Raw genomic sequence first — 16,117 nt, 5'->3', positions numbered from 1 at the left:
TAAAAAGAACTCTCTTTCTTTTGCCTTTTGCCTTTAAATTTTTAACTTTTTTATGGCAAACACTTGGTGGGAACTGCAAATTTTATGTGAACCAGAGCTAGAAGATTCTATCTTTTGGCGACTGGAAGATTTTGGTAGTCGGGGGACAGCAAGTGAACGCAAAGGAAATTCTTCGTTAGTCAAAGCTTACTTACCGCAATTTCAAGCGCAGTTATTAGATTTAGCCGCATTAGCGTTGCGGTTGCGCCAAGATGCTTTGTGTGTAGGAATGTCTGCGCCTAGCTTGCATTGGCAATTAATAGATGAAGAAGATTGGGCGAGTAGCTGGAAGCAATATTGGCAACCCCAGGAAATTGGCGATCGCTTTTTGATCAACCCTGCATGGCTACCAATGCCAGAAACAGACAGATTAGTTATTCTCCTTGATCCCGGTGTGGCTTTTGGTACGGGGAATCATGCCACAACTCAACTTTGTTTAGAAGCCCTAGAAATGCGCTTGAGTGAGGTTCCCCAATCGTTTGTGGGGAATCAAGAAAGAGAACCAGTGATAATTGCAGATATAGGTTGCGGTTCTGGTATTTTATCCATCGGTGCAATTTTGCTAGGTGCCGAAAAAGTCTATGCTGTTGATAATGATCCCCTAGCGGTGCAATCAACTTTTAGCAACTGCGCTCTCAATAACGTGAGCCTGGAACGCCTGATTCCCGCCGAAGGTAGTGTAGACGTTTTGAGCAAAATCATCGAGAAACCAGTAGATGGCATCGTCTGTAATATCTTAGCTGACGTAATTATTCAGTTGGTTCCCGAAATAACTGCGATCGCCAAACCTAGCACTTGGGCTATCTTTAGCGGCATTTTATTAGAGCAATCAAAATCTGTTGCAGATGTATTAGAAAAACATGGTTGGGTTGTTGCAGCTTTGTGGAAAAAGAAAGAATGGTGCTGTTTAAATGTGCGGCGTTCTTGATTTAAGAAAAATGCAATAGCTATATTCGCCGTATTTAAAATGTAAAAACTATCCAGCTTCATCACTCTGCTTATTAAGTAAGCGGGGTGATTTTTTGTGTGTAATTACACTTGTGAAAATAATGGCAACACATCAATCACTATCAGGGGTTAAGTTGAAACTGAATTAACAAATTTACAAGGTATTGTACTTCTAACTTTTAACATATATAGGACTTACGCAACGTCAATAATGTCATTGCGACCGGAACGAAGTGTAGGGAAGCAATCTCAGCGTCAGGGGAGATTACTTCGCTATCGTACCCTACGAGAAGGCTAACGCCTACGTAATGACGGAGTTACGTTATTTTTGCATAAGTCCTAATATAATTTTAGGATATTAACAAAGATTATTAGCTAGTTAGGTCTTTTAACTTTTTGATAACCTATCTAATGGAATTGTATTAGATTAATTTAAACTCAATCGGCAATTATAAAATTACATAATTTAATAGGACTTACGCATTGACAAAAAGCATCAATTACGGGCTTTAATAAATGCCTGCACTAGTGATGTTGTTCAAAATATACTCGCGCAAGACTTCTGTAAATAAATTCCTTTGGACTTCATACCAATTGGTAATTGTTTTTTCAGAGCGCATTAGCTCCAATCTGACAAATGCTTGAAGTGAGCAAAATATGTGAGTCTTGATTGCTTGGCTATCTCTAACCATAAATCGACAGATTCCACAGACCTGTTTGATTGCCCGATGAAATGTTTCAATTTTCCAATGGGTATCATGAATTGTGATAAATTCACTCCTCGATATTTGTTGGAGCCTATGCTCATCAGGTAAATATAAAATATAGTGTCTAGAGTCTTCTTTTTTAAAGACTTTCCTAAACAACTTAATAAATCCAAATTCTTTTAGATGAGTGATTAAACCTTCATCTGGAATCTCTAGAGTGCTTATCTGGCTGTATTTACCTACTTGATTCGAGACAGTTCTATTTTTCTCAACCCCGAATAGAAAACCCAATTTCTGGTTTCTTAGAAATTTCAAGTTCTCCACTCCTGAGTACCAACTATCCCCAGTTACGACTCTTGGTTTTAAACCCCATGCTATTACCTCAATTACCATTTCGCGGAAATAGTCGTTCTTGGTTTTACCTTCCCTTTTGTCATATATTCTGTAATTAATTGGAACTGAATTCTCATAAATATCACTGTAATATAGTGTGATTAAATTCAATCCCTTGATGCTTTTATGATATTTACCTGACCAAAAATAACCTATTAATTCTGCATGTTTTGGGTCACTGTAAAGCTTCTCTATGACCGTATCGTCAACACTTAAAATCCCTCCTACCAAATTAATTATGCTCTTTACCCTATTGTACAAATCATAGGGAGTGTATCTCTCTCTGAGTAAAAAGCGATTTACACTATCATCTGAAACATCTTCCAATATCTCTGCTAATCGGCTGCATCCCCCATGCTTTGGCTCTGATAGCAGAAATAGAGTGTAATGTTCCAGATTACATTGTGCTGTTGAGGGTTTGCTGATTTCTCTAATTTTCCGATACCTGTGAGTAGACGACACCAATCTCAAGCCAGCATTATATTACTACTGTGTCAATGCGTAAGTCCTATTTAATTTGATTTATATCTAATTTTTAAACATAAAATTATCAGGTTAAAAATAAATGATATGGCATTGGCAAGAATAATTGGCAAAGCTTGTAAAGCAATGCCATAAACTAACCACAATAATAATCCACTCATAAATGTAATCAGCATCACAAAAGAAACATCTTTTGCAGATTTGCTTTTCCAGGTTTTAAACATTTGGGGCAAAAATGCTATGGTAGTTAATGCCCCAGCAACTAATCCTAAAATTGTCAAAAAGTCCATTAGATGTGACTAATAGCCGTGAATTATAGTGTCATATTACACTGAGAGTTTACAGTGCGACTGACACATATTAACATAGATTAATATTGCAAAATCCCTATTTACTCATGATTTTTGGGTGTTTTCAAATAACTTTTAGCCCAAGCATACCTTTTTGGGTCTTTCTTGAGTAAATATGTTGCTGCTTCATGACGTTTTACCTCATCTTTTATGCTGCGGAATATTCGTTTTATCTCATCATCTATATCTCCAGGTTTAGCCCCACGTTTTATTGCTTCATCAAAGTAATAATCACCTTTAGTATATTCACCACGATCATAATAAATTGCGCCCAGCAAGGTATAAGGTTGATAACTCTCAGGATGAAATTCTATAGCTTTTTTGGCACATTTTTCAGCCTTATCTAAGTTGTTCATATCTCTGAATGCTCCGCCTCTAGTAACTAAAATTGCTGACTTTAGCTTATTTTCTTTGACTTTATTCAAGTCTAAGTCAGTTACTCTTAATGCCTGTTCTGGTTCATTGGCTTTACGCCAATAACTACTAGCAGTTGGTATATTCCACTTATTACCAGTCCGCATAATTTCTTGCTCGTAAAACTCCGCTTCTAATCTAGAGTGTGCAGTTGCAATCTTGCCCTCACGAGACAACATATTTTGTTCTATTAACTGAGTGACTAATACAATATCGAGACGTTCTTTTTTCTCTAGTTTTAGCATGATTTCGTAAAAGGGCTGCATTGGTAGATTAGGTTCTATCAATCCATATTTTCTTTTGAGAATAGCGTAGTGCTTCTGTTGAGCTAAAAAAATGATATCTTCACGTCCGTTATTTTTCAGCCATTCAATTTCTAAATCATTAGGTAACTCTTCTAAATATATTTTAGATTTTAGAAGAGAGATATATTGTTCATTGGCAATTTGTATAGTCTCAGTCAGCTTGCGTTTTTTGAGAAAGTTAATATCTTGTTCAGCTAACTTATTGTCTCCCTCCAGACTTTTAAGAATTTTATACAAATGACTTTTGGGTGATGAGTCTTCATATTGATGTGCTTTATACTTAATTTTTAAATTTGTAAATTCTCGTGTTTTTTCCAACTCTTGAGCAATGGTAATTGTTTCAGTTAGCCCTTTTTTTTCTAACCACTTTAATTCTGAATCATTTAATATTTCATCACTGTCTAGCTTTTGTAGAATAGAGTACAGTGGACTAGATAGTGATACATCTATATATTTATCTGCGCGATAATTTATCTTTAACTGGACAAATTTTGTTTGCTTTTCTGCCTCTTGTTGCTCAAAAATTTTGACAGTTTCAAATAGTTCTCTTTTTTGCAACCATTCCAACTCAAGATGGCTGATTGTTTGCTTATTCTCCAGTTTATTGAGAATTTTATACAGTGGACTATAAGGTGATAAACCTTGATATTTAGTAGCTTGGTATTTTTCCTTCAATGTCAAAAAATGGTTTTCTAATTTCATCTTATTAACAAGAGAAATTATTGCACCAAGCTGATTATTTTTTAGCCATTCAAGCTCGGAATCAGTAAGTGCTTTTTCTGAGTTAAGCTTCCAAAGAATTGGGTAAAGAGTAGTACAAATATTTTGAAAAGCTCTCGAATTTTTAGGTACTTGATACTGAGATTTAAGATAGGAAAATTCATTTTCTAATTTTTTAAGTTCGTCTAAATTAGATTGTTGCTGTTGGTAAATGGTTTCAACAGTTTGAAAAAGTGCTTGCTTTTTTAACCAATCAAATTCTAGTTCAGTTAACTCAATACCTAAATTAGCTTTTCGTAGTATGAGATATAACAAACTAGATGGTGAAGTATCTTGATAATTAGTTACTTGATATTTAGACTTGAGTGCAGTGAAGTGTTTAAGCCGAATTTCCGATTCTGTATCCATGTTGATAGTAGATGCGATCGCACTTAGATAGATGTGTTATTCGCTACTATAACAACGCCGTAAAAAAAGGGCGAGTAAAATACTGCCCTAGGAAGAATAAATATTTTGGCAAATCAAAAGCGTATTAATTACAACACCTTACACTGTCCGTGATGTCGTAATAAATGGTCGCACAAAACCAGCGCCACCATAGCTTCTACCATTGGGACTGCACGAGGTAACACACAGGGATCATGTCTACCTTTTGCAGCTAATAGTGTTTCTTCACCCTCACGCGTGACGGTTTTTTGTTCTTTTCTAATAGTGGCTGTTGGTTTAAAAGCCACTCGTAAAATGATATTTTCGCCATTGGAAATACCGCCTTGAATACCACCAGAACGGTTAGTTACAGTGCGAACTTCCCCATTTTCATCAATATAAAATTCGTCGTTATGTTCAATTCCTGTTAACAGTGTCCCAGCGAAACCGGAACCAATTTCAAAACCTTTACTAGCAGGAAGTGACATCACAGCTTTGGCAATATCAGCTTCTAATTTATCAAATACTGGTTCACCCAAACCTTTCGGCACATTTCGCGCCACACATTCCACCACACCACCGATAGAATCACCTTGTCTACCAGTTTGCTCGATTAATTCAATCATCCGATTGGCGCATTCATCATCAGGACAGCGGACAATGTTGCTTTCTACTTGTTCTAAAGTGACGGTATTAGGGTCAACTATGCCTTCTAAATCTTTGATGCGTTTGACATAACTAATCACTTCTACATTAGCAACTTGTCGGAGAATTTTTTTAGCGATCGCACCTGCGGCTACTCTACCAATTGTCTCTCGTGCCGAAGACCGACCGCCCCCTTGCCAATTCCGAATTCCGTATTTAGCGTCATAGGTTGCATCCGCATGGGAAGGGCGATATTTCACCGCCATTTCGTCATAATCTTGCGGACGGGTATCTTTATTTCGCACCAAAATCGAAATCGGTGTCCCCAGAGTTTTTCCCTCAAACACCCCAGACAAAATCTCACAGGTGTCTGCTTCCTTGCGCGGCGTGGTAATTTTACTTTGCCCTGGTCGCCTTCTATCTAACTCAAACTGAATTTCTTCTGCGGTGATTTCCAGTTGCGGCGGACAACCATCAATGACAACTCCCACCCCGCCGCCGTGGGATTCACCAAAAGTAGTGATGCGAAATAGATGCCCAAAAGTATTGCCCATGATTGTGAGGAAAAAGGAAAAGGCTTATGTATTCTACCTAGAGTTCTCACAAATGTTAAGTTTGGCGAACTCGGAACTGGTGATTGTTTTACCAAACTGGAAAGATAATGGTGCCAATCATCAGAGGTGATCCCGTTTCACTTTAAGTTTGATACAAATAGACCGCAGGGGGGCAGAGGAGCAGAGGGGCGGAGGAGAAATTATTCGTATCATTTATTTAGTGAAATGGTATGAGGTGTGATCCTAATGTCCGACTGGGGCTTTCGCGCTTGCACCGCCTTTACCTAAAAATAACAGCAACGGTAATGAGCAAAGAAACGCTACTCCTACAACTCGAAAGATATCTGCAAATGATAAAACAGCCGCTTGAGTATTGATAGTTTGCTGAAGTAAAGCTAACGCTTGTTGTTGGGCGGTTGTTGCATCCATTCCTTGGCTTTGCATTGCGCCAGTCAGCAAATCGAGGCGCTGATTGGTTTCAAAATCATAAGGTGTGAGGTTAGTTGATAAAATCGCGCGATGAAAGGCTTCGCGTTTATCTAACAAAGTGGTGAGGATGGCAATACCCACACTACCCCCTAGTTGTCGGGTGAGGTTGTAAAAGCCGGAACCAGCAGAAACATCTTGCTTGGGTAAAGGCCCTAAAGTTGCCAAACTCAAGGGTAAAAACATCAATACTGTAAAGGCTCCCCGCCAGACCAAAGGCCAAAATAAATCATCTGTACCAGTTTGCACAGTCAGTTTTGACAAATCAAACATCACAAAGGCGGTTCCTACACCACCGATCGCAATTAATAATCTGGCATCAATTTTGGTAGATAATTTACCCAGCATAATCATCACAACCGCTGAGGCTAAAGCACCAGGCGCTAGTAATAATCCTGTCTGTGTGGCTGTAAAGTGCAGGATACTTTGGGCAAAAATCGGCACGGCAAACAGCGCACCATACAATCCCATCCCCACAATTGCAGATAAAAAACTTCCCGCAGCTAAAGAACGGTGACGCAAAACTCTCAATGCAACGGCGGGATGGGCAGTTTTTAGTTCCCACCAAATGAATAGTCCCAACCCTAAAACACTAGCGACAGCCAAACTGGTAATAAACCCAGAAGAAAACCAGTCTTCTTTCTCGCCTTCTTCTAAGACAGTTTGCATACAGCCGATCGCAATTACTAAAAGCCCAATCCCTAACCAGTCAACACCTTGGTTCTTGGTCTTGTTACTGTTATCCTTCGGCAGAAACGTCCAAGACATGAATACTGCTAAAATCCCAAAGGGGATGTTAATAAAGAAAATCCAGCGCCAGCCTAAAGCGTCGGTCAGATAACCTCCCAATGTAGGGCCAATTGCTGGGCCAGAAATCACTCCCACACCAAATACTGCTTGCGCTAAACCTTGCTCGGCTGGGGGAAAGGTTTCAAATAAAATGGCTTGGGCTTTGGCTAACAATCCCCCACCAAATAATCCCTGGGCGATGCGCGAAATTATCAGCATTGGTAGGTTAATTGACAACCCACAGACAACTGAGGCAATAGTAAAGCCAATCAGCGAAAATATGAAGTATGTTTTTTTACCGAAATAATCTCCTAACCAAGCAGATAAAGGAATTAACACGACGTTAGCGATCGCATATCCTGTCACTACCCAACCTATTTCACTCACAGTTGCTCCTAAACTAGCTTGCATCGGTGTCAGAGCAACGTTCACAATACTTGTATCAATTACTTCAAGAATCGCACCCAGAGCAGCAGAGAAAGCGATCGCCCACTTTAACGGCCCCTGTACATAACCAGCTTGGTTAACACTAGAACTTTGAGTAACAGCCATTTTTCTACATAGTCATCATCTTAAAACTGGCAAATTTCTAGAAAATGCCCTAAAAGCTTAGGGCATGATTGTGCTTATCAATATATTACGCTACGGTAGCGTATCATATTAAGAAAGGTCAAGGGTGGATCTACACAAACTAGAAAAAGACTATCTAAAGATAGAGAAAATAGCTGGTATAACTTTCCTAACGACAGGCTAAATACTAGGGGGTATAGCTGATGTGATTGGAAAGTTTGATGTCACCCTATAGACAAACATGCTTCATACCCCTATTTTTAATACCATTTCACAAAAAATGATACTGATACAAATTTATGGGTTTTTCATTCTTTCCCCCTGCTCCCTGCCCCCTGCTCCCTGCGGTCTATTTGTATCAAACTTAAAGTGAAACGGTATAACTCTCTATGAACAACCCTTTAGGTAGACCACGTAGTAGCCAAGTAGACCAAGCAATTCTGCGAGCGACCCTAGATTTACTCGCAGAAATTGGATATCAAAGTATGAGTATAGAAGCGATTGCCTCCCGTGCGGGTGTTGGCAAAACGACAATTTATCGGCGTTATTCTTCTAAAGAAGAATTAGTGGCAGATGCGATCGAAAATCTCAGAGAAGATGTATTAATACCGGATACTGGCAGTTTTTGGGGAGATATGGATATTGTGATCGATAATGCAGCAACAAGAATTCAGAGTCCCCTAGGCCGCCAGACACTCGCCTTAATTATCAGTACAGCATCTAGCAATCCGCAGTTTGCCCAAGTCTATTGGAAAAAATACACCAAACCGCGACGAGATGCCTTTGCACAAGTCATGGAACGTGCTAAGTCCAGAGGAGAAATACAAGCTGATGCTAACATCGACTTAATTATTGACCTTGTGAGTGGATCAATCTATTACGCACTCGTCTTTAAACCGACACCAGAACCATTAGCTACCTATATGCGCCAGACTCTAGAACTGATAATTGAAGGTGTTGGCACTAATTAACTATGCTGAAATCGTTAAGTAGGTCGTCGTGAATATTTATCGTCAGAATAAGGCAGGGGGCAGGAGGCAGAAGGCAGGAGTGAAGAGGCTTTTAGCTTAGTTAATCTTTCTTAACATAGTTAAGTTTTTTCCTAACAACTTACTTGGTTGTAAACTGAACTATCTTAAATTTATAAAAAAATTAAGCCGCAATAGTAGTGTGAACTCACCCAATTAAAACAATATTTGGTAAACCAGAAGTGTCTACCATTCCATATCATCCAAAATTAAGGAGCATCTAGTGCTATAAGTCAAGCTGTAGATGTATAACTAGTAGCACTAAATATTGGTAGGCTGATCAATCTACATTTCTTTGCAATTATGCAACGTTTGTCGCAATTTGCTAGGGTCGCTCCCAAACATCGACGGCTTTTGATTTTATCACTAGGGCTATTAGCTTTGGTTGCTGCTCATGGAATGGCGCTGATCTACCGGATTCAGCCAGGAGTGTCTTTATGGTTTCCGCCATCTGGGGTAGCGATCGCCCTCAGTTTCTGGTTTGGCATAGATGGTATCATCCTCACAGGTCTTGCATCTTTCCTCATGTCTCCTTTTTGGGGATTGCATGGTTGGGAGCAATTTATTGGTTTCACCGATGTTGTCGAACCTTTAGTTGCTTGGTTACTTTACTGTCGTCTTTGGAAAGGTTCTCTCATATTTAATAGCCTCAAAGATGCGGCTATTTTTACCTTGAGTGTACCTTTAATAGCCAGCACTAGTTTAGCTGTAGTCGGTAGTTTAACTTGGGTAGCCATAGGCAAAATGCCCGTTACTAACCTAACTACCAGTATTACTCATTGGTGGTTAGGAAATGCGATCGGGATTATGGGGATTACACCGACAATTTTGCTAGTATTAACTCCTTATCTGCAATCGTGGGGTTGGTTATCTCGTTCTCAAGTATCAGATTATGCCTCACCGAGTTTCAGATTTCCAGCTTGTCGTCCTCTCTTACTGGAAGTCAGCACTATCTTATTTCTGTGCATTAGCATCGCATCTGTAACTGTTTCGGAAGTTTCAGCCAATAGCAACACAGATTTTCGGTTTCAACAGTTATCTTTTTTGAGCTTTATTCCCGTAATGTGGGCTGCTACTCGCTTTGGAGTATCTACGGGGATGCTCATGTCTACATTTTCAATACTAATAACGCTGTTCTCTTATTTATTAATATATCCTAATGCTATATTATTACCGCGTTTTCCAGTACAGCCAGAAGTTTTACATGTTCACAAATTAAGTCTCCTAGTACAATCTATGGTGACTTTATTAGTCGGAGTTGCCATTACAGAAAGAGCAAAAGTTCAAGTAGAACTAGCGATAGAAAAATTCAGAATAGGAGAATATCAAGCTCGCGCTGAATTATCAGAAAAACTCATTCAACTCAATGATTCCCTAGTGGAAACGAATGTTCGTTTAGAAGACTCCAATCGAGAAAAAGATAAATTATTAAAAGCCGAAAAAGATTTACGTACTCGCCTCAGCAATATTTTAGAAAGTATGACAGATGCTTTTATAGCAGTTAATCAAGATTGGCAAATAACATACATTAATCAACAAGCTGCAAATATTCAAGGCGTAAAACCAGAAACTATAGTTGCTCAAAATTATTGGGAGCAATGGCCAGGAATGCAAGGTCAAGAATTTGAGCGTGAATACTGTCGGGCGATCGCAGAATCAATACCTGTGCATTTTGAAGCATTATATATGCCGAAAAATATGTGGTTAGAAATTCATGCTTACCCTTTTGAAGATGGACTGGGTATATTCTTTCGGGATATTACTCAGCGCAAACAAGCAGAGGTAGAAAGAGAAAATCTGTTATCAAGAGAGCAATCTGCCCGCACTGAAGCTGAAAAAGCCAATAGAATAAAAGACGAATTTATTGCCGTTCTTTCTCATGAATTGCGGACTCCACTTAATCCTATTTTAGGTTGGGTAACACTACTCAGAAGACGCAATTATGAAGATGATAAACTAACGCATGGGCTAGAAACCATTGAGCGTAATGCTAAATTACAAATTCAACTGATTGAAGACTTATTAGATGTTTCTCGAATTCAACAAAGAAAAATAATTTTAAATCTTCAGCCTGTTAATTTAACTGAGATTTTACATGCGTCTCTAGATACTGTTGCTTTAGCTGTTGAAGCTAAGAATCTGCAAGTAAACAAAATATTGCATCTTGATACAGCATGGGTTAAAGGTGATGCTGAACGCCTACAGCAGATAGTTTGTAATTTACTTTCCAACGCCATCAAATTTACCCCCACTGCTGGTAAAGTAGAAATTATTTTAAAACGAGTTGATACCTTTGCTGAAATTCAAATTCAAGACAATGGTAAGGGTATTAGTCTAGAGTTTTTACCATTCGTATTTGATTATTTTCGGCAAGCTGATGGTACAATTACCCGTCAATTTGGTGGCTTAGGATTAGGTCTAGCAATTGTGCGCCATCTCACAGAACTGCATGGTGGAACTGTACAAGCCGAAAGTCTGGGAGAAGGAATGGGTGCAAAATTCACAGTTAAATTACCCTTGATGCTGGATTTTATTCCGCAAAACAAAAATACTGTAACCGTTGATGAGGCTTTAAATTTAGCAGGTTTACATATTTTGGTAGTAGATGATGATTTAGATACGGGAAAGTTTTTAACTGTGGTATTAGAACAATTGGGTGCTAGAGTAACAGCGATCGCATCTGGTAGCCAAGCATTAGAGTTTCTCGCAACCAGTAAAGCAGATATACTTTTAAGTGATATCGGTATGCCAGGAATTGACGGTTATATGCTACTGCGTCTGATTCGCGCCCTCCCACCCGAACAAGGCGGACAAATACCCGCGATCGCCCTGACAGCCTACGCAGGTGAGATAAATCAACAACAGGCTTTAGCCGCTGGGTTTCAAATCCACTTAATTAAACCTGTTGAACAACCACAATTGCTAAATGCGATCGGGCAAATTTTGGCTAACTTACATTGATTCTTAATTAACGTGATGTCCAAATGGAGAATAGGGAACTCGAATCCCTGACCTCTGCGGTGCGATCGCAGCGCTCTACCAACTGAGCTAATTCCCCTTAAAATGGTTGTTGCTGAGTTAATCAAATTACTAGCGATTTAATCAACGCTCCACTACCAAAGGATATTTTAACACTCACTTACGCTTGGCTGCGGTTCTTTGCCAGAAAACACATTTTGGACTCGTTCGAGTTCTAAGTCAGTCAGATAGTCTACAGTCCAGTTACAACAGCGCTGAAGCATGTGGAAGGGGTAGGTATTCGCTACACCTATAACCTTCATCTGTGATTGTTTGGCTGCTTGGATACCTGCGAAGGTATCTTCAATTGCTAAACATTCTTGCGGTTGCAGATTTAATTCGGGATATTTTTGGTTAAAGCGTTCGACTGCTAAGAGATAACCCTCTGGGTTGGGTTTACTAGTGGTGATATTGTCACCTGCGACAATAACTTTAAAGTATTCTGTCAGTTTGGTGCGATGGAGTACAAATTCTATTTCTTTGCTGAGTGCGCCACTGACTAAGCCTAAATTGATATTTTGCGATCGCACTTGATATATTAAATCTTCTACACCTGGATATATGGGCAGTTTCTCTAATTTTTCCAGTTCCAGTAAGTATGCTTCAGCTTTGCGGCTCAGTAGTTGATTGAGAGACTCTTCTGTTAATACTCTACCGCGATTTGCCAGCAGTTCTTGAAAACAAGCGCGATCGCTCCTTCCCAAACAAGTCTGACGTTCTTGCAGTTTTTGGGGTTGGAGATTTTCTTGAATGAGAATCTCATCTATTAGTTGTAGGTGGATATGCTCATCGTTAATGATGACACCATTAAAATCAAACAGAATTGCTTTTAAACTCATGCTGTTATGCCAAAAGCTGGAGATCCTAAACCCTCCAAATCATTATTATCTATTGTGCTGTCTATTGATCCCTCACTATACTGGCGGACTGTGGCTTGCATAGCTGAACCTGTAATCAAAGTTGGTTTTATCCCACTACTTACTTGATGTATCCCCCAAACATCTTCGGTGCGTACTTCTTTAAACCCCGCAGCACCCATACGCGCGTCTACACTATCAGCAGCGTACTCACGAATATAAGGTTCCTCAAAGATATCATTGAGCCAATCTAACTGGCGCAGGGTTTTTTGATTGCCATCTAAAATTAAAACCTGTCCACCAGCTACTAATAAGCGAAAGCTTTCTTGCAAAATTGCTTGAGTAACTGCACTGGGTGTTTCGTGAAATAGCAGAGACGCTGTGACTAAATCAAAGGAAGCATCAGGGAAGCTTGTTTGCGCGGCGTTTCCATGTCGCCAGATAATATTTAAATTTGCAATTCTCGCTTTATCTTCTGCTCTTACTAGCATATAGGACGACAAGTCTAAGCCAATAACTTCGGCTTGGGGGAAAGTTTGCTTTAACATCAAAGTTGTGGAACCCGTACCACAACCTAAATCAAGTATGCGTCTTGGTTGGACTTTTACCGCATTAATCAATGCTTGACGTACCCAAGTTTCATTGGGTGGTAGGGCGTATTCCGTAATTGGGTCATAACTCACCGCCGCACTAGAATTGAGATATCCTCCCGTGATTCCGTGAAAATTGTGCTTGTAGTACGCAGGAATTGTCACATCCGCAGAACGGAAGCGCTCGCTTTCTTCTTCCCAATCAATACTCAGCGCGTATCGTTTTAACTTCTCCTCATCAATCAAAAAACGTACTACTGGAGATAAAAAACTTTTCCAGATAGTATTTTGAGCCATTTTCATAAAATTGATTTTAGCCTGATGAACGATCTATTTTATTGACAAATTTTAATATATCTTGCCAAAATCTGCTTTTGCTCATCACCGCGAGGATTGACACTCATCTAATTTATGTACTACATTTATAATACAGGTAAAATCATGCAGGCAAATAAGCAAAATCCTATGCAAAACTTGACTTATGTATTGACTTATCAAAATAGAGATTAATTACTAGTAAATACTGTCAGACAAATTATACCTACAAAACATATTTATAAATCAAAAAATTATGCCCTACGAACAATTAACAATTAACACACCAGCACCCGTTTTATCTTGGGCAAATCATCCTTTAGCCAGCGATGAAACCAAGATGGCTAAAAATGTAGCATCCCTACCATTTGTATTTAAACATGTAGCATTAATGCCAGATGTACATTTAGGCAAAGGTGCTTTAGTTGGCTCTGTCATAGCTACCAAAGATGCTATCATTCCTGCGGCTGTGGGTGTTGATATCGGTTGCGGAATGTGTGCAATTAAAATGCCATTTTCAGGCGAAAAATTAGAAGGCAAACTCAAAAAAATTCGCCTAGATATTGAAGCCGCAATTCCCACAGGTTTTAACGAAAACAAAGATATTGAAAAATCAGTTACTAACTGGCAACGTTGGCGCGATTTTCCAGATTTGCATCCAGGTGTGCAAGACTTGGAAACTAAAGCAATGAAACAAATGGGTTCTCTCGGTGGAGGAAATCACTTTATTGAAGTGTGCCTTGATACAGAGAATCAAGTTTGGCTGATGTTACATTCTGGTTCACGCAATATCGGCAATAAATTAGCCCAATGTCATATTAATACTGCCAAAGAATTAACCAAAATGGCAGGTAATAAATTACCTGATCCTGATTTAGCTTACTTTGTGGCTAAAACTCCAGAATTTCAAGCTTATTGGCATGATTTGCAGTGGTCGCAAGACTATGCTCGTTTCAACCGCGATGTGATGATGCTACGTTTTAAACACATCATCGAAAAACATCTAGCAGGTGGTAAATTAACTAAACCTTTATTGCAGGTAAATTGCCATCATAATTACGCCGAAAAAGAAGTACATTTTGGTGAAGATGTTTACGTAACTCGTAAAGGAGCAGTCCGCGCCCAAACAGAAGATTATGGGATTATTCCTGGCTCAATGGGAGCGAAATCTTTCATTGTCAAAGGTAAAGGTAATGCCCATAGTTTCTGTTCTTGCAGTCATGGTGCAGGCAGATTATTATCCAGAAGTAAGGCTAAAAATGTTTACACCCTTGACGACTTAATTGAGCAAACTAAAGGTGTAGAATGTCGGAAAGATAATGATGTTTTAGATGAAATTCCTGGTGCTTATAAACCAATTGAGCAAGTAATGGAAAATCAATCTGATTTGGTGGAAGTTGTCGCAACACTCAAGCAAGTTGTTTGCGTCAAGGGTTAAATGAAGCGCCTTACGGCGTTGCTGATTAACGGGATGAAATTTGTTTCGCGCAAAGGCGCAAAAAATCGATAGTTCACTTTACTAAAAAGCTTAATTCATCCCGCATTTATGCAATGCCGTACAATTTCTCTATTGCAGATTATGGAAACGTAACTATGAATCACTTGTAGCATAGTTGCGTTCGTCTACAAATTGATACACGAATATTCAGCCTTCACAATCCTGGTTATTTTTCTGACAATATTCCATAAATTTCTCGTTTTACCTGTTCTAGTAACTCACGCACCCGATTTATCCGTTCGACATCGCCACTACGAGCGACCTGCATAACAACAGAAGCTAACTCTGTTGCTACTTTCCGCAACTCGATAAATTCCTGCGGCTTGCTTTTGACAAAGCTTTTGAAGGTATCCCAAGGCGAATCTTCATCTTGTTGTTGGACACGTTCTTGGAGTAATTTTCTGCCTTCCTCGGTGATGCTATAAACTCGTTTGCCACTTTGCTGCTCACTGGTTAAATAACCTCCGTCTTCTAGCATCTGGAGTGTGGGATAGACCGAGCCTGGACTCAGACGATGAAATCCACCATATCGAGATTCCATTGCTTTGATGAGGTCGTAGCCATGACTGGGGCGCTCTGATAGCATTTCCAATAGCAAAAACTTGATGTCGCCCCGACGAGTTCGATATTCATCTCCCCAACCGCGACCAAACATTTGTTCGCCGGAGTGCTTGCCATGATTGTGTCTGCTGTGATGAAAGCGATAATTTGCCAAAAATGGTTCTTCTGGGCTAACTCCTGCTGATGCCAAGGCCATAAAGCGAGAACGAAAATGTCTAAACATAAATTACTTCTGAATTAACTTTCTCTAGTATACGATATATCGCGATATATTCCGATATATCGGAATATAATTTTAGAACTCATACAATAGGGACACAGACCGGGCTTATACCAATTCACCCAAATATTGATACACATCCAAGAACTTGTAGGGGTTTATGCCCAAATCCTATTCAGACTTTAGAGATACACGTCCTGG

12 protein-coding genes and 1 tRNA gene are annotated in these 16,117 nt (G+C 39.4%); 4 read left to right on the top strand and 9 right to left on the bottom strand.

Features of this window, described 5'->3' with window-relative positions; translation table 11 throughout:
• Positions 1 to 52 precede the first annotated feature (52 nt).
• Positions 53 to 967 carry a 50S ribosomal protein L11 methyltransferase gene (prmA, locus tag AC504W_RS27395; RefSeq protein WP_096581745.1) on the top strand — a complete coding sequence of 305 codons (915 nt, stop codon included), beginning with the start codon at positions 53 to 55 and terminating at the stop codon, positions 965 to 967.
• Positions 968 to 1,496: 529 nt separating this feature from the next.
• Here the strand turns inward: prmA and AC504W_RS27390 are convergent.
• From AC504W_RS27390 to AC504W_RS27370, 5 genes are all read right to left on the bottom strand, one after another.
• Complete coding sequence (locus AC504W_RS27390) at positions 1,497 to 2,522, bottom strand: IS701 family transposase (protein ID WP_494878555.1); 1,026 nt, start codon at positions 2,520 to 2,522, stop codon at positions 1,497 to 1,499.
• Positions 2,523 to 2,599: 77 nt separating this feature from the next.
• Positions 2,600 to 2,860 carry a SemiSWEET transporter gene (locus AC504W_RS27385; protein ID WP_015112981.1) on the bottom strand — a complete coding sequence of 87 codons (261 nt, stop codon included), beginning with the start codon at positions 2,858 to 2,860 and terminating at the stop codon, positions 2,600 to 2,602.
• A gap of 101 nt (positions 2,861 to 2,961) precedes the next feature.
• Entirely contained in the window at positions 2,962 to 4,767 is a 1,806-nt protein-coding gene (locus tag AC504W_RS27380) for a tetratricopeptide repeat protein (protein ID WP_494875411.1), read from the bottom strand.
• 128 nt (positions 4,768 to 4,895) lie between these two features.
• Positions 4,896 to 5,984, bottom strand: coding sequence for a chorismate synthase (gene aroC, locus AC504W_RS27375; protein ID WP_494875410.1), 1,089 nt, complete (start codon positions 5,982 to 5,984; stop codon positions 4,896 to 4,898).
• 243 nt (positions 5,985 to 6,227) lie between these two features.
• A complete protein-coding gene (locus AC504W_RS27370; protein ID WP_494875408.1) occupies positions 6,228 to 7,811 on the bottom strand; it encodes a DHA2 family efflux MFS transporter permease subunit in 1,584 nt (527 codons plus the stop codon).
• Positions 7,812 to 8,218: 407 nt separating this feature from the next.
• Here AC504W_RS27370 and AC504W_RS27365 point away from each other — a divergent pair, with 407 nt between their 5' ends.
• Together AC504W_RS27365 and AC504W_RS27360 are read left to right on the top strand one after the other, a co-directional pair.
• A complete protein-coding gene (locus AC504W_RS27365; RefSeq protein ID WP_494875407.1) occupies positions 8,219 to 8,800 on the top strand; it encodes a TetR/AcrR family transcriptional regulator in 582 nt (193 codons plus the stop codon).
• Positions 8,801 to 9,160: 360 nt separating this feature from the next.
• The gene (locus AC504W_RS27360) at positions 9,161 to 11,818 is read left to right on the top strand and encodes an MASE1 domain-containing protein (protein ID WP_494875405.1); all 2,658 of its coding nucleotides are present in this window, start codon (positions 9,161 to 9,163) and stop codon (positions 11,816 to 11,818) included.
• Positions 11,819 to 11,842: 24 nt separating this feature from the next.
• Here the strand turns inward: AC504W_RS27360 and AC504W_RS27355 are convergent.
• From AC504W_RS27355 to AC504W_RS27345, 3 genes are all read right to left on the bottom strand, one after another.
• A tRNA-Ala gene (locus AC504W_RS27355) sits at positions 11,843 to 11,915 on the bottom strand.
• 70 nt (positions 11,916 to 11,985) lie between these two features.
• A complete protein-coding gene (locus AC504W_RS27350) occupies positions 11,986 to 12,714 on the bottom strand; it encodes an HAD family hydrolase (RefSeq protein WP_494875403.1) in 729 nt (242 codons plus the stop codon).
• A complete protein-coding gene (locus AC504W_RS27345) occupies positions 12,711 to 13,625 on the bottom strand; it encodes a class I SAM-dependent methyltransferase (RefSeq protein ID WP_494875401.1) in 915 nt (304 codons plus the stop codon). The genes AC504W_RS27350 and AC504W_RS27345 overlap by 4 nt, the downstream gene beginning before the upstream one ends.
• A 268-nt stretch (positions 13,626 to 13,893) precedes the next feature.
• On the opposite strand from AC504W_RS27345, the gene AC504W_RS27340 reads away from it, so the two are divergent.
• Positions 13,894 to 15,075, top strand: a complete 1,182-nt coding sequence (locus AC504W_RS27340) for an RtcB family protein (protein WP_494875400.1) — start codon at positions 13,894 to 13,896, stop codon at positions 15,073 to 15,075.
• Positions 15,076 to 15,301: 226 nt separating this feature from the next.
• Here AC504W_RS27340 and AC504W_RS27335 read toward each other — a convergent pair whose 3' ends face one another.
• A complete protein-coding gene (locus tag AC504W_RS27335) occupies positions 15,302 to 15,919 on the bottom strand; it encodes a PadR family transcriptional regulator (protein WP_494875399.1) in 618 nt (205 codons plus the stop codon).
• Positions 15,920 to 16,117: the final 198 nt, after the last annotated feature.

The organism is Nostoc sp. C96 (genome assembly GCF_059384975.1).
The sequence above is the reverse complement of the archived record's forward strand: the minus strand, read 5'-3'. Positions and strand labels throughout refer to the sequence as shown.